The following is a 24171-nucleotide window of genomic DNA, read 5'->3' as shown; positions in this document are numbered from 1 at the left end:
GATTTGTGCGCAAATGTACTAATATTATTTCGATAAGTAAAATGTTTGCTTGGAAAAATAGAAAAAAAAGAGTAGTATAATCGTTCTCGTAATTCTGGTTCCTAAAATAGCGATAGCCTACCGACAATGATAGGCTATCGCAAATCCAGTTATTTTATCTAAAACCTAAACAGTATCAGAAATATACACCAAACGATACTGGGTGGAAATTAATACCATCGCCATAAGTAGAATTGAGGATGGTCATAGGCGAGTATTTAGCATAGATGCTGGGTCACCTGCATAACCATGTGTGAGCGTACACTACAACCATGATGTTCAGACTGCTCAAGATCTTTGGTTAATCCACACGGTTATGCAGGTGACCCCATCTTGGCCCGCTTTTTGCATTTTTTTCGGACGAAATGGACAATGATTGAAAAGATTTTGTATCTTTGCAGTTGTTATAACATTCTAATGCGCATAATTTTGGTATCCTTAAATCTGATAAAGACATGACATCAATCACCATCAATATTCCCAACCACGAAGTCAGCTTCTTCAAGAAGATGATAACGAAGATGGTATATGCACCACGGTGCGGAACCTGTTCTGTCCGTTCCAGCCTCATGAAAAATGGTTGGGACGGGCCGTCTTTACATAATACATCATCTATCATAGTATTCACTTAAATATAATATTCACTTAAATTCAGCAGCGTATGAAAACAAAAGTTTTACCTTTACTGATGGTTCTCTTCATGCTGGCAATGGGTGTACAGGCGCAGATTACGCTGCACGACCCCGTTATCACCGACTCGTATATGGCATTTGTAGGCGAGAACCAAATGAACAACTTCCGATTCACGCTCGACACCTATGAATGGGCAGACCGCGGGCCACAGTTCCAACTCACCATTGAACCGATTGACGCTACCAAGTTGGCACATATCGAAGGCTCTGACCTCACCGACCCCAATTACTGGGAGCCGATGTTCCGTCAGTACACGTCGCAAATGGCGGGTCAGGAAATGACGGCACAGAACAACGTGAAGCGACTATATGTGAAGAATGTATCATTGCAAGAGGATCAGTTCAAAGATTATACCGAACTGCATATTATCGGCATAGAGGCCGGTGGAGACTATGCTATCCCCGACAAAATCTTCATGGAAAACACACATCTGGAAACGTTCGACTGCAACGTGCAGGGCACGCTGATGCTCGGCTCTGACGTAGTGAACACCCAACCGAATTTCACCGTAATAGTATATACCCAACAGAGTGCTGAGGCTTGGAACAAATATAAGGTGAGTACGGGCGCGAACCTCACAGTGGACGACAGCAAAGTGGGCGGAGGTTCGCCAGTAACCTTGTATCAGGTGCCCAACGGCAGCTTTGCCGACTGGGAGGAGCGCAACCTGCCCGCAGAGATGGGTGGCGGAAGCTATACGTCACCGTCGGGCTATTGGGACACATTCAACATTCTGGCTCCTGGCTGCGTGACGAAGACCGAAGGCCGAACTGCGGGGTCTACGGCAGCTCTGCTTGAGTCGAAGGTGGTGGACATGTCGGCGGCAGGTATGCCGGGTGAGGTGGTCACAACGTCGCTGTTAGTCACCGACTGCTTCCTGAAAAAGATGAGCGGCAGCGAGTACGAACAGGGCGTGCCTTGCAAAAACATTCCCGCACGCTATCTCACCTTCTGGTACAAATACCAACCCGTGACTGGTGACGTAGCACAGGTGTTCATCCAATTCAACGAAGACCTGGTGATTAAACCGCAAATGACCCGTACTGTGAAGTTCCGCAAGAAGATAACCGAGGCTGCGTCTGACTGGACTTTCGGCTACATCGATCTTTCCGAGAGCGAAAATGGCAAAGACCCTTCCGGTCTTGATTGGGGCATCAACGCCTTCTATATCGACATCACCTCGAGTGTCAGTGGCATGAGTTCCAGCACAGAGGGCAGTGGTGCATCGGCACCGGGCTCAAAACTGTGGATTACCGAGCTACAGTTTGCCAGTGAATTAACTGGCATCGAAAACGTGTTGTCCAACCGAACCAATGCTTCATCTATCCGTTATAACCTCAGTGGCCAGCGTATCAAGAAAGGCTATAAAGGCATAGTGGTAGAGAACGGTCACAAGGTGCTTGTGAAGTAATCTATGGAATACTGGAAGTAAATTAACGGAAAAAAGAGAGATTGCTAACCTGGCAGTCTCTCTTCATTTTCTATTTCTTCTGAGCATTGAAAATAGAGGTTGTTAGGGGTTAGAGGATAACTGGCGGGGCGTATGTCCGGTCAGTTTGACGAATGCCCGGCGGAATGTGGAGATAGAGGCGAAGCCGCTCGCCATGGCGACATAATCCAACGTGTATTCCGGATGTTCTTTCAGCATGGGAAGACAGACACGCTCGATGCGCAACTGGTTGACGTAGTCGTAGAAGGTCTGTCCGCGAACCTGACTCAGGTAGTTGCTGATGTACGTGCGGTTAGTGTTCAGTGCCAAAGCCAGGTCAGCAAGTGTCAGATCCTTGTTCAGATAGAGGCGCTGCTCCTCCATCACCTTCTCCAGTGTTCCCTCGGCAATAGGCAGTACCCCCTTCTTTCTTACAGGCTTCCTCTCCTCTTCCCTTTCTGTTATGATAGGACAGAAATCCCAGCTGTAGTGCAGCACCATCAGCCACAGCAGGACGGCAGATACATAGTATACAATATCGCCCACTACCGTGGCATATAGCGAGGTAAACAGCCATGCCAGCTGGCTGATGACAGCAAAGACGAAGACGGGCTTCAGCCATGCCACATCGATGCTGTCAATATTGGAGAAGTTCTCATGCACATAGCGGATGCGCCGACGCGCCTTTACCCATCCGATGATGACAATGGTCCAGGCATAGAACCAGAGAAACACCGACTCGGCATAGATGATTTCCTGAACAGGCCATATCAGATATAATAAGGTACAGACGGCAAAAGGTACCGACTGCATGCCCAGACGTCTGACTGTTACCCATTCGGGCCATACAGCCTCGAAGACAAAGACGGTATAGGTCAGTGCCGACCAGGCATCTATGATGAAAATCCAGTTAAGCACCTTCGTGGTGTACATCCCGGGAAAGGTGATAACGATATCCTTTAGGCACCATAGAGCCCAGACGGCCATAATCCATCCCAGCACATGCTGGAAGCGTGTACGTTGTTTACGCCAGAACAGGATATGCAGGGAGAAGCCGGCAAAGAAGGCCGTCGAGAGGCCTATCATAAATGCCGATATGTTCATATAGTCTTCCATCTCTGCAAAAGTACGTATTTCCCGTCAAAGCACCAACATTTCGCCTGTCTTTTTTTTCACAACCTGTTCCTGTGGTGTATCCATGTAAGCTATCCATGGCATGATGATGGGGGTGGTTTTGCACCGTCATAGTTCTACTTTTGTCTTGCAATAGTTATGCTTTTATCCTGCAATAGCTTTACTTTTGATGTCATTCTAGCCCCTGGACGAGACGTTCTGAGCCCCTAGAACGACCACTTCTAGCCCCTAGAAGCGGCCCATCCAGGGGCTAGAAGTGACCATTCTAGGGGCTAGAACAGAAACTATTGTTTTGATTCTAGACTTTAAAAGTGGCGTTTCTAGACTCTAGAACTAGTGCTTTTAGACTTTAGAATGACCGTTTCTAGACTCTAGAAATGACCTTTCTAGACTTTAGATGAACACCAAAAGTATAACTATTGCAAGCTGAAAGGGGCACTCTTGGCTTGCAATAGTTGGTGTATAAGAGGGGAAAAGAGCCAAAACCGAAAGACCACAACCCCCTCCCAACCTCCCCACGACCCCCTCCTGACCTCCCCAAGGGGGAGGGGAAGAGACCCACCCCCGACCCCTCCCTGAATGGAGGGGAGTAAATAGAAAAGTATGTTCGTTTGTTCTTTCAGTCGCTTCGCTTAGTGAAAGCGGCAGAGCCGAGCGATTATGTCTTTAAGAAAAGTTATTATGTCTTTCTCATCTGTTAGTATGTCTGATTTTCGAAAATTCTGTGTATCTTTGCGGCATGAAACTAAAACAACTATTACTAGTATTTCTTCTTTGCTTTGTCTGCTTGCCTATGACGATGGCAGGCAAACAGAAACGTGCACTCACCGAAAAGGACATGGGTGCCTATCTCTTCACCTATTTCACAGACCCCACCCACTCGCTGTTCATGGCCATCAGCTATGATGGCTATAACTTCACACCTGTGAACAATGGCGAACCTATCATCGCAGGCGACAGCATTGCCGAGCAGCATGGCATACGTGATCCGCATATCTACCGGGCACCCAACGGCAAGTTCTATATAGCCATGACCGACCTGCATGTGTTTGGCAAGCAGAAAGGACTGCGCACCACACAGTGGGAACGCCCCGACAGGTATGGCTGGGGCAACAACCGTGGACTGGTACTGATGGCCAGCGACGACCTGATACATTGGACCCACCACGTGGCACGCATTGATAAACTCTTTCCAGAAAAGTTTGCAGAGATAGGATGCGCCTGGGCACCACAGACCATCTGGGACCCCACGGTGGGCAAGCCCATGGTCTATTTCACCATCCGCGAGAAGGCCGGCGAGCGCACCAAGCTGTACTATAGCTATGCCGATGAGGCTTTCACCACACTGGAGACCGAGCCCCAGCTGCTCTTTGAATACCCCGACGAGAAGACGCAGGTGCTCGACGCTGACATCTGCCCGATGCCCGACGGCCGCTACTTCATGACCTATGTGTCGCAAGAGAACCCTGGCGGCATCAAGTATATGATCTCTGACCGCATCAACCACTTCGACGATTACCATGCCGAGCAGATAGACGGCGAGAACAGTGGCTGTGAGGCTCCCAATGTGTGGAAACGCATCGGTGAGAAGAAATGGGTGGTGATGTACGATGTTTATAGCGTACACCCTCATAACTTCGGCTTCGTGGAGACGTCCGACTTCAAGACCTTCAAGCCGCTGGGCCGATTCAACGAGGGCGTGATGAAGATAAAGGGGGTGAAGTCGCCAAAGCATGGGTCGGTGATTCATATCACCAAGGCTGAGGCCAAGCGACTGGAACAGTATTGGAACCAGCAACAACAGAAGCCGCGCACCCTTGCCAATGGCGCACTGTGGCGCGACGAGAGCGGACGTCACATCAATGCCCACGGTGGCGGCATCATGAAGTATGGCGATACGTATTATTGGTTTGGCGAACATAAGGACGACCATACCAGCAATGCTATGGTGGGCGTGATGTGCTATGCCTCGAAAGACCTGGTGAACTGGCGCAACTGTGGCGTGGCGCTGAGCGTCAGCGACGAGCGCGGCCACGATATAGAACGCGGCTGCATATTGGAGCGACCGAAGGTAATATATAATAAGGTGACGGGCAAGTTCTGCATGTGGTTCCACCTGGAACTGAAAGGACAGGGCTACGCTGCCGCCCGCTATGGCGTGGCAGTGGCTGATCGCCCCGAAGGACCTTATAAGTTCTTGTATTCGCAAAGGGCCAATGCGGGCACGTGGCCCGTGGAAATGCAGAATGCACAGAGTCAGGCGCTATTAGACACACTCCACGTGGCCCATTTTGAGAAGTGGTGGACGCCAGCATGGTACGAAGCCCTGCGAAACGGACTCTTCGTGAAGCGCGACTTCGCCACAGGTCAGATGGCGCGCGACATGACCCTCTATATCGACGATGACGGCAAGGCCTACCACATCTTCTCGTCGGAAGACAACATGACACTGCACGTGGCTGAGCTGACGGCCGACTACCTGCATCACACCGGCCGTTACACCCGTGTGGCAGCAGGCGGACAAAACGAGGCACCGGCCATCTTCAAGCACGACGGCACCTACTGGATGATTACCTCGGGTTGCACCGGTTGGGACCCCAACGAGGCCCGCATGTTCTCGGCACCCAGCATCTGGGGCCCATGGACGCAGCACCCCAATCCCTGTAGGGGACCAAAGGCAGAGAATACCTTTGGCGGACAGAGTACTTTTGTGCTCACCCTCGACGACGGTCGTCATATCTTCATGGCAGACATCTGGCGCCCGCGCCATCCCCGCGATGCTCGTTACGTCTGGATTCCCATCGACTTTGAGAATGGCAAGCCAGTTGTGCGCTGGTGCGACGAATTTTGTGGAGAATAATTTGCATGTTTCCTCACTTATTAGTAACTTTGCGGAGTTTTTAGAAAAAAGGACCATGAACGAAAAGATACTAAAGAGCCTAAAATCGACGGAAACGGAGGATATTTTTGATCTTTATATAGTTCGCCCGATATGTTATTATCTGGCAGAATTCTTCAATAAGTTTGGTATTCACCCCAACACTGTGACGATATGGTCGATGGTGTTTGGGGCTGCCAGCTGCTTCTTCTTTGCCCATGGCAGCTATCACTATGAGTCGTGGGCAGGACTGCTGCTGAACCTGGTGGGCATCCTGCTGCTGATGGTGGGCGACATCCTGGATTGCACCGACGGACAGTTGGCGCGCATCTCGGGCAAGAAGAGTCGCATGGGTCGCATCCTCGACGGTGTGGCCGGCTTTGCGTGGTTCACCCCCATCTATTTGGCCTTGATCTGGCGCTTCTATCAGCACCACGACATCGAGTTCGGATGGCTGGGCATCGAAGACACACCCACGAATGCCATCATTGCCACCATCGTGGTGTTTGCCCTGGCTGCCTATTCCGGTTTGCACGGACTGGCCGGACAGCAGCGCCTGGCCGACTATTACATCCAGGTGCACCTGTTCTTCCAGAAGGGCGAGAAGGGCTGTGAGCTCGACAACTCAGAGCGCCAGCAGGAGATACTGGACCAGATGCCCAAGGATGCTCCCTTCGTAGAGCGCCTGTTCCAACAGCAATACGTGGAATACACCAAGAAGCAGGAGCGCGTGACACCGCAGTTCCAGCGCCTGATGGCCGTGCTGAAAAAGAAGTTTGGCGCCTGCGACCAGATTCCACGCGACGTGCGTGCACAGTTGCATGCCTGCTCTAAGCCGCTGGTGAAGTGCGTAGGTCTCATTGTCTTTAACTTCCGTTCGGCCTTCCTGTTCTTGTTCTGCCTGCTCGACGTGCCCGTGCTGAACTTCCTGTGGGAGATCATCGGTCTGGGACTCATTGCATGGTGGATCAACCGTCGCCATGAGGCCTTCTGTAAAGAGATGGTGGAGAAACTCTCTTAGGTTGTAATTAAAAGAACGGGCATACACATGACGTGGACAAAAAAGAGAATCAATAATTTCTTATTCTTTATTGGTGTGCTGGCTGTCGTGGTGATGATGTTCACCTTCGACGTGAGCTTCGTAGAACTGTGGCAGCACATCTGTCACGCCGGCTATTGGCTGATACCAATCGTGGGCGTGTGGGTGTTTGTATATGGCATCAACGCCTTGGCATGGCAGAGCGTGATACGCGGCGTGAGCAGCGACGACGAGCACGTGGGCTTCTGGCGCATCTTCCGTCTCACCATTACGGGCTATGCCCTGAACTATGCCACACCCGTGGGCGGTCTTGGCGGTGAGCCATACCGTATCATTGCACTGTCGCGCGACATGAGCAAGGAGCATGCCTCCTCGTCGGTGGTGCTCTATGCCATGATGCACATCTTTGCCCACTTCTGGTTCTGGTTCACGTCTATCTTCCTCTATCTGGCGCTGGTGGCCATTGGCGACCTGAAACTGACGCCAGTGATGGCCTTCATGTTTGCCTTGGCCATCGTCTTTTGTCTGGTGGCGTTCTACCTCTTCTCGCGTGGCTATCGCAAGGGTCTGGTGGTGAAGGGCGTGCGCTGGATTGGCAAGGTGCCGGGACTGAAGAACTGGAGCGCCCGCATGCTGGAGACGCATGCCGAGACGCTGCATCATGTGGACGAGCAGATTGCTGCCTTGCATCAGACCGACAAGCGGGCCTTCTATAGCAGTCTGCTGCTGGAGTATTTTTCACGCGTGGTACAGAGCCTTGAGATTATGTTCATGCTGCTGCTTTTTGGCATCGACTGTGGTGGCGGCATGAGCGGACTGGTGCTGACGTTCCTGCACTCGGTGCTGATACTCTCGTTCACCTCGCTGCTGGCCAACCTGATAGGATGGCTGCCCATGCAGATAGGTGTGCAGGAAGGCGGCTTCGTGGTGTCCATCGCTGTGATGGAACTCTCGGCTGCCCTCGGCATCTTTGTCAGCATCATCTGCCGTGTGCGAGAAATCATTTGGATTCTTATCGGTCTTCTACTGATGAAGCTCGATAAGACGAGTAATTAAGCATTTACTGATTGACTGATGGCTTGGGCTACGGTATAGGCTGTGGTCCAGGCTGCTTGGAAATTGAATCCACCCGTGACGCCGTCGATGTCGAGCACTTCGCCGGCGAAGTAGAGGTGTGGCTGCGTGCGACTCTCCAGTGTGGAGGGGTTGACGGCCGACAGGGCCACGCCACCGCAGGTCACAAACTCGTCTTTGAAGGCGGCACGGCCTTGGATGGGGTAGGTGTCGTTGACCAGCGTGTTGGTGAGTCGGTTCAGCTCTTTGCGGTTGAGGCTGCCCCAGGGAGCATGTGCGCGGGCGCCCAGACTCTTCTCCAGCAGGTAGTTCCACAGGCGGGTGGGGAGGTTGAACGGGCGTACAGACGACAGCTGCTTCTGGCGGTTGGCAATGATGGTCTCGTCGAGCACCTGCAGCACCTCGGCCTCGTTGCTGCCTGTCCAGTTGACTGCCAGCGGCATCTGGTAGTGGGCTTCGCTGAGTGCCCTTGCGGCGTAGCTGGAGAGACGCAGGATGCAAGGACCACTCATCCCCCAGTGTGTGATCAGCAGGGCGCCAGAGGCCCTGAACTTGGTGCCGGGAATCATGGCGCTGGCCTCGACCACGGTGCCCATCAGGTCGCACAGTTTGGCATCGTTGATGCTGAAGGTGAACAGTGAGGGTACGGGCGTCTCCAGTTCGTGGGAGGCCAGCAGGGTGGACTGTGGCGACAGGCCGCCAGTGGTGACGGCGATGTAGTCGTAGTCGCTCAGCTGTTCCAGAGTGTGTATGCGCTGATTGGTCTTCACCGTGATGCCCAGTCGGTGGGCCTCGCTGAGAAACAGGTTGATGATGGTATGTGAATCCTGTGACTGCGGGAAGACGCACTGGTCTTCCTGCGTGACCAGTTTGACACCGCGCTGCTCAAACCATTGATAGGCAGCGCGGTGGTCAAACTGCTTGAAGAGGCGTTTCAGCAGTCGGTGGCCGCGCGGATACACATTCTTCAGGTCTGCAACCTCACGGAAAGAGTTGGTGCAGTTACAGCGCCCGCCGCCCGAAACTTCTACCTTTCTTAATACGCGTGAGCCGGCTTCAAGAATGTCAATCTGCATTCCTGGACACATTTCTTTCAGGTTGATGGCCAGAAAGAAACCTGCTGCGCCGCCTCCTACGATTGCTGTCTTCATGCGTCGTAAGCAGCGGCCTCGGCAGCTGCGATAATATCTTCGCGTGACTGTTCTTTGGGCTGATGGCTGATGTCCGAGAGGTCAAACTCATCAACATCGCTTTCAGCAGCCTTCTCCTGCTTGTCGGCAGGACGAGGGGCTTCGGCCTTCTGAGGCGTATCTGCCTTCTCTTTCTTCTCGGTAGGGATGATGAACTCCTTTTCCTTCTCCAAATCGGGAGCAATGGCTGTGGGCTCTTCCTCCATCTTGGTGCGCTCGGACTTAGCCTGGAAGATGGCATCGATGAACTGTGGTTCGCGACGCAGGCGCTGCAGCGTCTCCTTTGAGGCGTTCTGCTGGGCCTCCTTCTTCGAGAAGCCCTGACCCTTGCCGCCTTCCACGCCCTCGATCATGACCACAAAGCAGAACACGGGCGAGCCGTTCTCGTCCTGCGATTCCTTCTGTATCTTGAAATCCATGCGTACGCGGTTCTTCTGGGTCCACTCCAGCAGCTTAGACTTGAAGTTCACCTCCTTATAGGCCACCTTGTCGATGTTCACCATCTGAGCCAGGATGCGCTGCTTCATGAATGTCATCACGGCATCGTAGCCCTGGTCCAGATAGATGGCACCAACCAGTGCCTCGAAGGCGTTGCCAGCCATATAACTGTTGTGCGAGCGCTGGGTGCCGCTGCTCTGTATCAGTTCGGTGAGACCCATCTCCTGGGCCAGTTTGCCCAATGTCTCTCGGCTCACCAACTTAGAGCGTGTGTTGGTGAGGAATCCTTCTCGTTTGCCGGCAAAGTGCTCATAGACGATGTGTCCCACCACGGCATCAAGTAGTGCGTCGCCCAGAAACTCCAAGCGCTCGTTGTTCAGCGGACGACCCTTCTCGTTGCGCTTACCAGAGCTCTTGTGTGTCAGGGCCGTTTTGTAGTACTTGATGTTGTGGGGGTAGAAGCCGATGATGGCACGCAGAGAAGAATAAAGCTCCTTTTCCTTGCGGAAAGGGAGCTTTATACGATTAATGATATCTTTAATCTTCATACTTATCTTCGATGAATTTTCTTTCGTTCGAAAATGAAAGCACGCTTTCACTTTGCTCACTTACTCTGAAAATTTCTTGAATACAACGCAGGCATTGTGTCCGCCAAAACCGAAGGTGTTGCTCAGACCAGCGCGTACGGTGCGCTTCTGTGCCTTGTTGAAGGTGAAGTTCAAGTTATAGTCAATCTCGGGATCCTCGTCGCCATCCTCATGGTTGATGGTGGGAGGAACGATGTCGTTCTTCACAGCCAGGATGGTGGCCATAGCCTCTACAGCGCCAGCGGCACCGAGCAGGTGACCAGTCATTGACTTGGTAGAAGAGATGTTCAGCTTGAAGGCAGCGTCGCCAAAGACTTCCTTGATAGCTTTTGCCTCAGAGATATCACCTACGTGTGTTGACGTACCGTGTACGTTGATGTAGTCGATATCCTCAGGCTGCAGGTTGGCATCCTCCAGAGCGTTCTTCATCACCAGCTTAGCGCCCAGACCTTCGGGGTGAGAAGCTGTGATGTGGTGAGCGTCGGCACTCATGCCTGCACCAACCATCTCGGCATAGATCTTGGCACCACGAGCCTTGGCGTGCTCCAGTTCCTCGAGGATGAGACAACCAGCACCTTCTGCCATGATGAAGCCATCACGCGAAGCGCTGAATGGACGGCTGGCCTTCTCGGGCTCGTCGTTGCGAGTTGACAGGGCGTGCATGGCGTTGAAACCACCAACACCGCTCTCGCAGATAGCAGCCTCGGCACCACCGGTAACGATGGCGTTGGCCTTGCCCAGACGAATCAGGTTGAAGGCGTCAGCCAGTGCGTTGCTTGATGAAGCACATGCTGAAGATGTGATGTAGTTGGGACCATGGAAGCCGTACATGATAGAGATCTGTCCGGCTGCGATGTCGGCAATCATCTTAGGGATGAAGAAGGGGTTGAACTTAGGACCGTCCTCGCGATGAACACCGTAGTAGGTGATCTCGTCCTCGAAGGTCTTAATACCGCCAATACCTACACCAAAGACAACACCGATGCGGTCTTTGTCTTCCTGCTCAAGATCCCATCCGCAGTCTGCTACAGCCTGCTTGGCAGCAATCAGGGCCAGCTGAGTATAGCGGTCCATCTTGCGAGCCTCTTTGCGATCCAGGAAGTCGTTTACGTTGAGGTTCTTCACCTCACAAGCAAACTTGGTTTTGAAATTTGTGGTATCAAAATGTGTAATAGGTGCTGCTCCGCTTACGCCATTGATGAGGTTGTTCCACATCTCGTCGGGAGTGTTGCCCACTGGTGTAACTGCGCCCAGACCTGTTACAACGACTCTTTTTAATTCCATAGGTTTTATTTTTGTGAAGACTGAATAGTGAATAGTGAAGAGTAAAAAATATGCTTCCGATACAATATCCCTAAAAAAAGAGTGAAGAGTAGAGAATTTACTACCGTCCTTCGTCCTTTTCAGTGAAGGTCATAGCGGTAGCAAATTCTTCACTCTTCACTTTTCACTATTATCCTTTTTACTTCGCGTTCTCCTCAATATAAGAAATAGCATCGGCAACGGTGCCAATCTTCTCGGCCTTATCATCGGGAATAGAGATACCGAACTCCTTCTCGAACTCCATGATGAGCTCTACAGTGTCCAGTGAGTCTGCACCCAGGTCGTTTGTGAAACTTGCTTCGGGCTTAACCTCTGCCTCATCAACACCGAGCTTATCAACGATAATAGCCTTTACTTTGCTTTCAATTTCTGACATGATTTTTTTCTTTTAATTGTTAATACTTATGTTCAATGTGATTAAGTTTTCTCCAAAATCGGGTGCAAAGTAACTCATTTTCTTTCAATTACGCAAATTTTTTTTAAGAAAACTACCTTTTGTGTGCACACACAGGGTGCTTTTGTGCAATATACATTACTTTTTTTAAGCAATCTTGCTGATTTTTATTACTTTTGCATTCGAAATGGATACATCATTGAACAAAAAAATCGTATATTTGGCAGTGCCGAGCATCGTTTCCAACATCACCGTGCCTCTTTTGGGCCTCTGCGATGTGGTGGTGATGGGGCATGTGGGGGGTGCGCGCCATATTGGAGCCATCGCCGTGGGGTCCATGATTTTCAATGTGATGTATTGGCTTTTCGGATTCCTGCGCATGGGCACCAGCGGGCTCACGGCACAGGCTTTTGGCGCTCGCCAACTGCAGGTGGCCGCCACCATGTTGCGCCGCGGTTTGCTGGTGGCGCTGGCGGTGGGACTGCTGATCGTGGTGCTGCAGTGGCCTTTGCGTCGCCTCATGTTCTTTCTGATGCAACTCACGCCCGAGGTGTCACCCCTTTGTGCCTCTTATTATAATATATGTATATGGGGAGCGCCGGCTATGTTGGGCCTCTATGTGCTGATGGGATGGCTGATAGGCATGCAGAACACGCGTGTGCCGATGCTGCTGGCCATCGGTCAGAACGTGGTCAACATCAGTATGTCGCTCTTCTTGGTCATCGGCTTCGACATGGAGATACGCGGCGTGGCGCTGGGCACGATGGTGGCACAGTGGTCCACCTTTCTGGTGGGCATCGCCTTGATACTCAGGTTCTATGGCCGAATGCTCAGGCGCCATCCATCGCCGTGGCGCGAACTCTGTCAGGGCTTGGCCCGTTTCTTCAGCCTGAACCTGGACATCTTCCTGCGTACGGTGTGCCTGGTGGCCGTCAACCTGTATTTTACTTCGGCTGGCGCCCGCCAAGGCGCCGAGATACTGGCAGCCAACACGCTGCTGTTGCAGTTCTTCATGTTCTTCAGTTATGTGATGGATGGTTTTGCCTTTGCCGGCGAGGCCTTGGCAGGGCGCTATCAGGGTGCCCGCAACCAGGCCATGCTGCAGCGCACCATCCGCTATATCTTCGGTTGGGGTGTGGTGGTGGCCACGCTCTTCACGCTGGCATATTATCTGGGCGGCACCACCGTGCTCAGCCTGCTGACCACCGATGCCGCCGTGGTACTGACGGCCACGGGCTTCCTGTGGTGGGCAGTGGCCGTGCCTTTCGCCGGTGTGGCCGCCTTCGTGTGGGACGGCATCTTCATCGGCATCCTGCAGACGCGCGGCATGCTGCTCTCCTGTTTGGTGGCAGCCCTGTGCTTCTTCCTCATCTACTGGCTGCTGTCCCCCGTCATGCAAAACCACGCCCTGTGGCTGGCTTTCATCGCCTATCTCCTCGCCAGAGGGGCCGTGTGTACGCTATATCAAATGAAGAGCAGCCCTTTTACCGCTTAAAAGCACCCGTTTTGCCGCTAAAGAGCGACAAAAATACGCGGCAAAGGAGGCTGAACAACAAGAAAAAGAACGACCATTAGAAACACTTTTTTTGTTTTTTGATTTGTTTTTTCTTTCATATCATATAAATAATGTGTAATTTTGCACGCAGAACTGAATAGTAACTAGTAAAACAACGCATTTTTATGAACCTAAAACCAATTGCTTTGTCAGTAATGGTCGCCATGGCTATGCCCGCGGCGGCACAGTCAAACCAAGTATCCATGAAGTATGCAGACCAGATTGCTGTGCCTGCCGACAACATTAAAGTGTGCCGACGTCCGTCAGCCAAAGAGCGTCTCTTCCATGCCGAGGTCATCGAGAAGAAGATCAAGGAGGTAAAGAAGCTCCTGAAGGATGCGCCCTACCTGGCTTGGATGTTTGAGAACTGTTTCCCCAACACGCTGGATACCACCGTGCACTACAGTGATAGCGAGGGCGACGACGATACGTTTGTCTATACTGGCGATATTCACGCCATGTGGCTGCGCGACTCTGGCGCACAGGTGTGGCCCTATGTGCAGTTTGCCAAGGAGGATAAGGACATCCGCAAGATGGTGCGCGGCACCATTCTGCGCCAGCTGAAGTGCATCATCATCGATCCCTATGCCAACGCCTTCAACTTCGGTCCCACCGGTGGCGAGTGGCAGAGCGACTATACCGATATGAAGCTCGAACTGCACGAGCGCAAGTACGAGATCGACTCGCTGTGCTATCCCATCCGTCTGGCCTACTACTACTGGCTGGTGACGGGCGACGACAGCATCTTTGGCGACCTGTGGCAGCAGGCCATGCAGAAAGTGCTGCAGACCTTCCGCGAGCAGCAGCGCAAGGAGAACCACGGTCCATACCACTTCGAGCGTAAGACCAACCGCCAGTTTGACACCACCAGCAACAACGGTTACGGCACACCCGTCAACCCCGTTGGCCTGATCGTGTCTTCTTTCCGTCCCTCAGACGATGCCACCACGTTCCAGTTCCTGGTGCCCTCTAACTTCTTTGCTGTCACCTCTCTGCGCAAGGCTGCCGAGGTGCTGACCAAGGTGAACCACAATGCCACCCTGGCCAAGGAGTGCAAGGTGCTGGCCGACGAGGTAGAGACAGCGCTGAAGAAATATGCTGTCTATGACCATCCTAAGTATGGCAAGATCTATGCTTTCGAGGTGGATGGCTTCGGCAACCACCTGCTGATGGACGACAGCAACGTGCCCAGTCTGCTGGCTATGCCTTACCTGGGCGATGTGCCCGTAGATGATCCTATCTACCAGAACACCCGCCGCTTCGTGTGGAGCAAGGACAACCCCTATTTCTTCAGCGGTAAGGCTGGCGAGGGTATCGGTGGTCCTCATGTGGGCTACGACATGGTGTGGCCGATGTCTGTCATGATGAAGGCCTTCACCAGTCAGGACGATGCCGAGATTCTGTGGTGCTTGCAGCAGTTGGTGAATACCGACAATGGCACGGGCTTCATCCACGAGTCTTTCCACAAGGATGATGCCGCCAACTATACCCGTTCGTGGTTTGCTTGGCAGAACTCGCTCTTTGGTGAACTGATCCTGAAGTTGATTGACGAAGGAAAACTGGAGCTTTTGAAGAAAGTGCAGAAGCAGTAAACACCATGAAGAAGTCTTTTTTTAGTTTGATCCTCCTGGCTGCATCTACTGCCGCCATGGGGGCTATAGAGGTGGGCAAGAGCTATCGCATCGCGCCGGTGGCCGACACCACTAAGTCGCTGATGGTCAGCAATGCCAGCACGAGCGCTGGTGCGCCAGTGGTGGTGTGGACCGAGACCAACGTGCCCGCCCAACAGTGGACGGCTGAGGATGCTGGTGATGGAAAGATGGCCTTTCGCAATGTCTATACGGGCATGTATCTCGATGCCACCAGTGCTTCGCTGACACAAGTTGCCAACCAGACGGGCTGGACGCTGACTGCCAATGCCGAGCAGGCAGGCTGCTACACGCTGAAGCAGAGGTTGTCACTCCGTCTGACCAACCCCACCGAGGGGCGCCAACCCATCGCTGGCGGCACTGGCACGCTGTGGCTCCTCGAGGAGGTGCAGCCACAGACCACCTTCGACGAGACGGCACGCCAGCGCATGCTCAACGGCTATCTGCAGCAGTATATGCAAGACCGCGGCACGGGCTACCGCACGTTCTGTGCCGGCGGATGGGGCGAGGCCGAGACCCTCGAGAGCATCCTCGACTGCTATGAGGCCACGGGCGACAGCCGTGTGCTCGATGTCTTCGAGTCTTGTTATAACTATCTGAAGCAGCAGGTAGGCAGCAGCTGGAATAAGCTGGTCTATAAGGATGACTATAAGTGGTATGGCCACGACTTCAACGACGACGTGATGTGGCTCATCATTGCGGCTGCCCGTGCCCATCTGTTGACGGGCAAGACGGCCTATCTGGCCGATGCCAAGAACAACTTCAACACGATTTGGAATCGTGCTTATCTGGGATATATAGGTATGTTACGCTGGGCCGAGAACTCGGGCGATCGTAATGGCACCAACTCGTGTATCAACGGACCTGCCGAGGTGGCTGCCTGCTACATCGGCATGGGCACCGGCGACGAGAGCTACTTTGAGAAAGCCCGCGAACTGTATCAGAACCAGCGCCAGTACCTGTTTGAACCCTCTACCGGAAAGGTGTGGGACAGCGTGGTGCTCGACCCCAACACCCTGGCGGTGAAGAGTCGCAACAACTGGGTTTCTACCTACAACCAGGGCACCATGCTGGGCGCTGCCATCTTGTTGTACCGCCATTACGGTACTGAACAGTATAAGCAGGATGCTGACAAGATTATCAACAGAGCGCGCGTTGACCTCTGTAATAACGAAGGCATCATCCATGTTTGTCAGAGTGCCGATGGCGACTTCCAGGGCTTCAAGGGCATCTTGATGCGCTATGCTGGCCTGTATGCTCGCGAGTTCAACAACGAGGACTACCAGCAGTGGGTGCTTGCCAACGCAGCGCGTGCCTACAACAACCTGAACTCTCGTTCGTTTGGTCATTCCGCCTGGTTGACCAAGGCCAGCGAGGACTTTATGTTCGGCAGCGGCAACGATGCGGTTGACTACAGCCTCCAGGGGTGTGCCTTCGGTGGTGCAGCCTCGTTGGCTGCTGCTTTCAGTGTTCCTGTCGGCAAATTGCAAAAAACGGCCATTTCATCGGACGACGCGCAGCGCGACGAGAATCGCAGCATGGCCTTCATCTATCAGGCCGAGCGTGCTGGCCATTACATGGTGAAGGTGTACTATCGTGCCGACGGCAAGACAAACGTGTCGCTGACGGTTAATGACGGCAGCGCAAGTTCTAACTCGTTGGCTTCCACCGGTAGTACACTGGGCCAGCGCATGCTGTTCGCCACCCTCAAGGCTGGCGAGAACACCCTCACTCTCAGCAACAGCAGCAATAAGTTGCCCGCCATAGAAAAGATAGAGGTGACCTACCTCAGCGACGTTTTTAATCAGTTGGAGGCAGAGCATGCCGTGACCACCGGTCAGGTGACGCTGAGCCAGTCGGACGACGCCTCTGGCGGCATGTATGCCCGCAACATCGGTAATGGCTCTTCAAACACGATCACCTTTAAATACGATGCTGCTGAGGCTGGCGACTACTATGTGGACGTCACCTATTTCTACTCGCAGAACCGCCAGATGTACGTCCGTGTGAACAACGGCACCAAGGCTTCCACCACCTACGAGAGCACCGGCTCGCTGGATGCGGCTAAGGCCAAGGTGAAGCGCCTGCAGGTGACGCTGAAGGCCGGCACCAACCTGCTCACGTTTGGCAACGATAATGGCGGTGCACCCTATATCGACAAGATTCAGCTCATCCGAGTTGACGACCCCGCCGCCATTGTCCCTGTAGCCAAAAGCTCGCAGTCGCAGGCCTGGTATTCGCTGACAGGCGTCAAGTATGATGCGCCCGTCAGTCCTGGGCTCTACATCCACGGCAACAAGAAGGTTTTGGTCAAATAAATAAAAAGGATTATGATGAAAAAGATAATATTTGCTCTTTCGCTGCTAGTGTGCGCAGGTTCTATGACCTATGCCAAGAAGGTGCGCACCAGCGGTAACCCCCTGTTCCAGGGGTGGTATGCCGATCCCGAGGCTGCCGTGCTCAACAACCAGTATTGGATATTCCCCACCTTCTCTGCCGAGTACGACGACCAGTTGTACTTCGATGCGTTCTCTTCGCGCGACCTGGTGAAATGGAAGAAGCACCCCCGCGTGCTCACCAGCGAGAATGTCAGTTGGGCGCGTCGCGCCATGTGGGCACCAGCTATTCTCGAGAAGGATGGTCTCTACTACCTGTTCTTCTCGGCCAACGACGTTCACGAGGGCGAGGTAGGCGGCATCGGCGTGGCTGTCAGCAAGAAGCCACAGGGCCCCTATAAGGATGCCCTTGGCAAGCCCCTCATTCAGCAGATCGTGAATGGTGCGCAGCCCATCGACCAGTTTGTGTTCCGCGATGACGACGGTCAGTACTATATGTATTATGGTGGCTGGGGCCACTGCAATATGGTCAAGATGGCCCCCGACCTTCTCAGCGTGGTGCCTTTGGCCGATGGAACCATGTATAAAGAGGTGACCCCCGAGAACTATGTAGAGGGACCTTTCATGCTGAAGCGCGGCGGCAAGTACTACTTCATGTGGAGTGAAGGCGGCTGGGGAGGTCCCGACTACAGTGTGGCTTATGCCATCAGCGACACGCCCATGGGTCCGTTCAAGCGCATCGGCAAGATTCTGCAGCAGGATCCATCGGTGGCCACCGGTGCTGGTCATCACTCTGTGGTGAAGGGAGCCGGTGCCGACGAGTGGTACATCGTCTATCACCGTCGTCCGTTGGGCGACACGGGGCGCGATCACCGCGTCACCTGCATCGATAAATTAGAGTTCGATGACCAAGGATTTATCAAGCCAGTCAAGATGACTTTTGAGGGCGTCAGCCCCTCTCCGCTTAAAAAAAGGTAGCTCCGGCTACCTTTTTTTTGCCTTGTATAACGCTAAAAAGCTAATATTTTCGTTATACAAAACCCGTTTCTCCGAAATTATAATTGCTTGAATATCAGTTATGTTACGATTTGTATTAATCGTTTTCCATTAATACAAACCGTTATTCTTTAGTTATTATTTTAAAATATGCTTAATTTTGCACAAAAGTCATTAATAGCTAAAAACGTAAGTAAGTATGATGAAAAAGCAATTATCAAAGTTTTGCAAACAGTGGCTGCCAACAGGCACCATGATGCTCTGCACAATGACTATGTTGGTCGGAGCTCCTGTCCTTCAGGAGGCTCGCGCCGATGTACAGCAGAGTGCTAACAAAGCACAGGTGACCGGTTTGGTGACCGACGGTGAGAAACAGCCCCTTATCGGTGTTACCGTGACGGTGGTTGGTTCTGATGTACGCGCCATCACAGATTTCGATGGTATGTTTAAAATCATGGCTCCCACCAAGAGCAACACCATGCTGGAGTTCAGTTACATGGGCTTCAAGAAGAAGCAGGTGAAGCTGAATGGCGCCAAGTTGCTGAACGTTCAGATGGAGGAAGACGTCAACGAGTTCAGCGAGGTAGTGGTTACCGGTTATAGCAGCCAGAAGAAGGCTTCTATCATCGGTTCTATCGAGACCATCAAACCTGCCGAGCTGCAGTTCGGTACTACGCGTACATTATCTAATAATCTGGCTGGTAAGCTGGCCGGTGTGATTGGTATCCAGCGTTCTGGTGAGCCTGGCTACGACGATTCAGAGTTCTGGATTCGTGGTATGTCAACGTTCCACGGCAACAACGCCCCTCTGGTGCTGATCGATGGTGTGGCCCGCGACCTTAACAATGTCGATGTAGCCGAGATCGAGTCGTTCTCAGTGCTGAAGGATGCTTCTGCCCAGGCCATGTACGGTGTGCGTGGTGCCAACGGTGTCATCGTCATCACCACCAAGCGTGGTAAGATTGGTGCTCCACAGGTACGCTTCCACGTAGAGCACGCCATCAGCGAGCCCACCAAGTTCCCCGAGTTCTTGAATGCTCCCGACTATATGACCCTGTTGAACACTCTGGCTGCCCAGGATGGCAAGCCTCTTCCCTTCACACAGGAGCGTATCGACCGCACACGTTCTGGCTATGACCCCGATCTCTATCCCGATGTCAACTGGATTGATGTCATCACCAAGGATCATGCCTACACCACACGTGGCAATGTGGACGTCAGCGGTGGTAGCGACTTCCTTCGTTACTCTATCGTAGCTTCTTACTTCAAAGAGGGTGGTATCCTCGAGCAGGACAAGACATTGCCTATTGACAATGCCACCAACAACCAGCAGTTCAACCTGCGCACCAACATCGATATGGACGTCACCAAGACCACTTTGCTGCGCGTTAATATCGGTGGTTATCTGAACCGCTTCAAGAAGCAGGGCGTTGACACCAACGTGGCTTTCGACCATGCCTTCATGACGCTGCCGTTCGCCTATCCCGCACGCTATAGCGATGGTGCCATTCCCTTGATATCAAACCGTTCTAACCCCTGGCTCGACGTGACTCAGGGTGGTTATAACTTCCGCACCTCTTCTAAGTTGCAGACCCTTTTCTCTGTAGAGCAGGATCTGAAGATGATCACCAAAGGCCTGAAGGCTAAGGTGCTGTTCAGCTTCGACCGCTGGAACCAGAGTGAGCGCGGCCGCCGTACCAACGTCAGCACCGTGTTCCCTGCCACTGGCCGCGATGTAGAGGGTAACCTCGTTTACACCCAGTACCAGACCGGTGACGAGTCTATGCCTCACTATTCTCAGGGCGAATATGGTAACACCAATATCTATCTCGAGGCCGACCTGATGTATAGCCGTCGCTTCGGCAAGATGGACGTTGATGCTCTGTTCCTCTACAACCAGCAGGCCTATGACAGTGGTGATATCCAGGACTACCGTAAGCAGGGCGTTGCCGGACGTCTGTCTGGAACCTACGACAACCGCTACGTGGCTGAGTTCAACTTCGGTTACAACGGTTCTGAGAACTTTGCCAAGGGTCAGCGCTTCGGTTTCTTCCCCTCATTCGCACTCGGTTGGTTGATCAGCGAAGAGCCCTGGATGGAGTCTTTGAAGTCAACCTTCAGCAAGATCAAGCTGCGTGGTAGCATCGGTCTGGCTGGTGACGATAACATTGGTGGTCGCCGTTTCGCATACCTCGGCGTTGTGGGCTATGATGATGCTTATGGTTACTCTTGGGGTACCACCGGTCAGCGTAGCACCTCTGGTATCAAGGAGAAAGAGTATGGCGTTACCAACCTGACATGGGAGACCGTACTGAAGAAGAACCTCGGTTTCGAGATTTCTGCACTGAATGCCATCGACTTCACCTTCGATGTGTTCACCGAGAATCGTAAGGACATCTTCATGCGTCGTAGCAGCGTGCCCTCACAGAGTGGTATCCCCTACGAGAGCCAGCCTTACGCTAACTATGGTAAGATGGAGAACAAGGGTATCGAGTTCACCCTCAACTTCCACAAACAGTGGAACAAGGACTGGTACACCTCAGCCTATGGTAACTTCACCTTTGCCAAGAACAAGATTACTGAGTACGACGAGCCCGAGGCTAAGGCCGCACACCAGCGCCAGACAGGTCGCTCTATGGGTGAGCTTTACGGACTCACTGCCGAGCGCCTCTTCGGCTATAGCGACTTCGAACTCAACGACGACGGTTCGCTGAAGCTCGACGCTGCAGGCAATCCTATCCTCCTCGAAGGCATTCCTCATCAGAATGCAGGTGCTGCAGCCGTATGGCCTGGTGACATCAAGTATGTCGATGTGAACCACGATAATGTCATCGACGACAAGGATGAAGGCTTCATCGGCGGTACGCTCAACCCCCGCATCGTCTATGGTTTCGGTGGCGTTGTCAGCTGGAAGAACCTCGACCTGAACTTCTTCTTCCAGGGTTCTGGCGACATGTATCGCATCATTGGTGGTCAGCCTTACTTCCTCCCTGGTGGTGGTACCACAACCGAGGGTAATGCTTACTCTATGTATATCAACGACCGCTGGACCGAGGACAACCAGGATCCCTATGCTTTCTGGCCTCGTCTGACCTATGGTCCTAACAAGAACAACTACCGTGCTTCTACATGGTGGAAGAAGAATATGAGCTTCCTGCGCTGTAAGACCATCGAGATTGGCTACACCCTGCCTAAGGAGTGGATCGAGCCTATCTATGGCAAGAGCTGCCGTGTGTTTGTCAGCGGCAACAACCTGTTCTGCCTCTCTTCGTTCAAGTTGTGGGACCCCGAGATTTCTACCAGCAACGGTCTGAACTACCCGCTCAACCGCTCTGTTATGTTTGGTCTTGATATCACATTCTAATCGTATAAAGCATTAAAGAATTATGAAGACATTTAAATTCAAAAAATATATGGCGGCCGGACTGATGGCCCTGTCGCTCACACAGCTCACCACTTCTTGTTCCGACTATCTGGACAAGGAGCCCGATACCGAGCTCGACACTGACATGGTGTTCTCCAACCGCGACAAGGTGTATGGCTGGTTGGCTACTGTCTATAACGTTATTCACAAGCCCGACAAGTGGTCGCTCACGGCCGATGGCTACGAGGTCATGTCCGACGATATGGTACCCTCTGAGCGCTGGCGCCAGTGGGACTGGGCTCAGGTGGTTGATAAGATCACTGGTTCATGGACCGTCAACTCTCCTTGGGATGGCGACCTCTGGGCACGTATGCCCCTCTTCGTGCGCCACGGCCTGATCTTCCAGCAGAAGATTCATGCCATGCCCGACCACGACCTGCCCCAGAGCGAGGTTGACAACATGAAGAACGAGGTGAAGTTCCTCTGTGCCTATGCCTGGTGGCTCATGGCCGAGAACTATGGTGGTGTGCCTTTCACAGGCAACACGATTGCCGCTACCGATGCCGACATCTCTACACTGATGACCGGTCAGTCAACGTTCGACGACGTGGTGAACTACTGCGACAAGGAGATGCTCGAGGCTGCCAATGCCCTGCCTGCTGTCTATAGCGACCCTGCCAAGTATGGCCGCATCAACAAGATCATGGCGCTGACCGTGCGTTCACGCATGCTGCTTTTTGCTGCCAGCCCACTGGTCAACGGCAACAAGAAGTTTGCTAAAGAATATGCAGAGTATAAAAACGACAAGGACGAGCAGATCTTCAATCCCGTCTATGACCACAACAAGTGGATCAAGGCTGCCGAGGCTTGTAAGCTCTGTATCGACGAGGCCGAGAAAGCAGGCTATGCCCTCTATACCGAGCAGGGCCCCAACGGCAAGATCGACCCCTTTATGTCAACCTACAACGTGCACATCAAGAAATGGTCTGAGGGCAACCGCGAGATCACGTTCCCTGTGACCAAGGGCAACGACTACCGCAACACCTTCCTGCGCGTCGTTTCTGTTCGTGAGTACGGTGGCGGTAATGGTCTGGGTGTTTACCAGGGCTTCGTAGATGCATTCTTCACCAAGAATGGTCTGCCCATCAGCGATCCTAACTCTGGCTATCAGGAAAACAAGGCAGACGGCACGCCTATCTTTTCAACAAAGGTTGACGATCGTTCAGACGAGACCACCTGGCAGTATGGCACAGGCAAGCCCGGTGAGGTCACGGGCAAGGGCATCTATGCCATGTACTGCAACCGTGAGCCTCGTTTCTACAATGCTGTCTCGTTCCATGGCTCACGCCTCTGCGTGACTGGTGGCGAGCGTGCCTACGACTTCTTCTATGATGGCCGCGACAACATCCAGTCTTCATCTCCCCACGATGCTCCTCAGAACGGCTACCTGGCTCGTAAGGGTCTCTGCGTGACCGACAACTACAAGGAGGGCACCATTACCGACCGTCAGGGCTTCATCTATCGTCTGGCCTTCACCTACCTCGACTATGCCGAGGCCGAGAACGAGGCTTACGACACCGACGCTGCCCGCCTGGAGTCGCTGAAGTATCTGAACAAGATTCGTGAGCGTGCCGGTGTGCGCCAGTACACCTTCGACGCTGTTGAGATCGAGGATCCCGACTATATCCACATCGACAACACCCAGGAGGCTGTGCGCAAGGCTGTCTATATGGAGCGCCGCGTAGAGCTGTGCTGCGAGAACAACCGCTGGTTCGACATCCGTCGTCTGATGCTGGCCGAAGACATCCCCGAGATGAACGGTGCTTGCTACGGCATGAACGCACAGGGCGACAACAAGGCCGACTTCTTCAAGCGCACCAAGTTCATGACCCGCGTATGGCGTCCTGCCTACTATTGGTTCCCCATCTACTATCAGGAAGCCGACAAGAACCCCAAGCTGCACCAGCCTCCTTTCTGGGACCAGACTGTTACCGACGGTGATACCGAAGGTGGAGACGAATAATCATGAGTGTACCAGTTTTTAATGAAACAT

The 24171-nt window shown here is 52.9% G+C and carries 15 protein-coding genes; 10 read left to right on the top strand and 5 right to left on the bottom strand.

All coding sequences use genetic code 11. The features are described 5' to 3' along the window. Window positions 1–700 precede the first annotated feature (700 nt). Window positions 701–2143, top strand: a complete 1443-nt coding sequence (locus T496_RS0111060; RefSeq protein WP_155808877.1) for a hypothetical protein — start codon at window positions 701–703, stop codon at window positions 2141–2143. Between the two features lie 102 nt (window positions 2144–2245). Here T496_RS0111060 and T496_RS14525 read toward each other — a convergent pair whose 3' ends face one another. Next, entirely contained in the window at window positions 2246–3277 is a 1032-nt protein-coding gene (locus tag T496_RS14525; protein WP_052342202.1) for a helix-turn-helix domain-containing protein, read from the bottom strand. Between the two features lie 1792 nt (window positions 3278–5069). On the opposite strand from T496_RS14525, the gene T496_RS14750 reads away from it, so the two are divergent. From T496_RS14750 to T496_RS0111040, 3 genes are read left to right on the top strand one after another with little or no spacing between them, the layout of a single operon-like run. Then, a complete protein-coding gene (locus tag T496_RS14750; protein WP_044111202.1) occupies window positions 5070–6155 on the top strand; it encodes a glycoside hydrolase family 43 protein in 1086 nt (361 codons plus the stop codon). Between the two features lie 55 nt (window positions 6156–6210). After that, on the top strand, window positions 6211–7194 hold the full coding sequence (locus T496_RS0111045; RefSeq protein WP_027450809.1) for a CDP-alcohol phosphatidyltransferase family protein: 984 nt from the start codon (window positions 6211–6213) through the stop codon (window positions 7192–7194). Between the two features lie 27 nt (window positions 7195–7221). Next, window positions 7222–8268 carry a lysylphosphatidylglycerol synthase transmembrane domain-containing protein gene (locus T496_RS0111040; RefSeq protein WP_044111141.1) on the top strand — a complete coding sequence of 349 codons (1047 nt, stop codon included), beginning with the start codon at window positions 7222–7224 and terminating at the stop codon, window positions 8266–8268. Here the strand turns inward: T496_RS0111040 and T496_RS0111035 are convergent. The 4 genes from T496_RS0111035 to T496_RS0111020 all read right to left on the bottom strand — a co-directional run bounded on the left by T496_RS0111035 (window position 8265) and on the right by T496_RS0111020 (window position 12200). Then, entirely contained in the window at window positions 8265–9437 is a 1173-nt protein-coding gene (locus tag T496_RS0111035) for an aminoacetone oxidase family FAD-binding enzyme (protein ID WP_027450807.1), read from the bottom strand. The two genes, T496_RS0111040 and T496_RS0111035, sit on opposite strands and share 4 nt — an antisense overlap. Then, the gene (gene rnc / locus T496_RS0111030; protein ID WP_027450806.1) at window positions 9434–10462 is read right to left on the bottom strand and encodes a ribonuclease III; all 1029 of its coding nucleotides are present in this window, start codon (window positions 10460–10462) and stop codon (window positions 9434–9436) included. The genes T496_RS0111035 and rnc overlap by 4 nt, the downstream gene beginning before the upstream one ends. Window positions 10463–10522: 60 nt before the next feature. Further along, on the bottom strand, window positions 10523–11785 hold the full coding sequence (fabF, locus tag T496_RS0111025; RefSeq protein WP_027450805.1) for a beta-ketoacyl-ACP synthase II: 1263 nt from the start codon (window positions 11783–11785) through the stop codon (window positions 10523–10525). Window positions 11786–11963: 178 nt separating this feature from the next. Next, window positions 11964–12200: an acyl carrier protein gene (locus T496_RS0111020; RefSeq protein ID WP_027450804.1), complete on the bottom strand. Its 237-nt coding sequence runs from the start codon at window positions 12198–12200 to the stop codon at window positions 11964–11966. Between the two features lie 205 nt (window positions 12201–12405). Here T496_RS0111020 and T496_RS0111015 point away from each other — a divergent pair, with 205 nt between their 5' ends. The 6 genes from T496_RS0111015 (at window position 12406) to T496_RS14045 (ending at window position 24141) form a co-directional block, all read left to right on the top strand. After that, complete coding sequence (locus tag T496_RS0111015; protein ID WP_044111140.1) at window positions 12406–13713, top strand: MATE family efflux transporter; 1308 nt, start codon at window positions 12406–12408, stop codon at window positions 13711–13713. A gap of 185 nt (window positions 13714–13898) precedes the next feature. Then, entirely contained in the window at window positions 13899–15365 is a 1467-nt protein-coding gene (locus tag T496_RS0111010) for a glycoside hydrolase family 125 protein (protein WP_027450802.1), read from the top strand. A 5-nt stretch (window positions 15366–15370) separates the two neighbouring features. Beyond that, window positions 15371–17740, top strand: a complete 2370-nt coding sequence (locus tag T496_RS14050) for a glycoside hydrolase family 76 protein (RefSeq protein WP_027450801.1) — start codon at window positions 15371–15373, stop codon at window positions 17738–17740. Between the two features lie 63 nt (window positions 17741–17803). After that, window positions 17804–18736 (top strand): glycoside hydrolase family 43 protein, encoded by a 933-nt coding sequence (locus tag T496_RS0111000; RefSeq protein WP_394331350.1) that lies wholly within the window; start codon window positions 17804–17806, stop codon window positions 18734–18736. Between the two features lie 274 nt (window positions 18737–19010). After that, on the top strand, window positions 19011–22118 hold the full coding sequence (locus tag T496_RS0110995; protein ID WP_027450799.1) for a SusC/RagA family TonB-linked outer membrane protein: 3108 nt from the start codon (window positions 19011–19013) through the stop codon (window positions 22116–22118). Window positions 22119–22140: 22 nt separating this feature from the next. Beyond that, window positions 22141–24141 (top strand): RagB/SusD family nutrient uptake outer membrane protein, encoded by a 2001-nt coding sequence (locus T496_RS14045; RefSeq protein WP_044111137.1) that lies wholly within the window; start codon window positions 22141–22143, stop codon window positions 24139–24141. The last annotated feature ends 30 nt before the right edge of the window (window positions 24142–24171 follow it).

The sequence above is a fragment of the Xylanibacter brevis P6B11 genome, from assembly GCF_000621825.1.
GTDB classification, from domain to species: Bacteria; Bacteroidota; Bacteroidia; order Bacteroidales; family Bacteroidaceae; genus Prevotella; species Prevotella brevis.
This window is presented reverse-complemented; position numbering and strand designations above follow the sequence as displayed.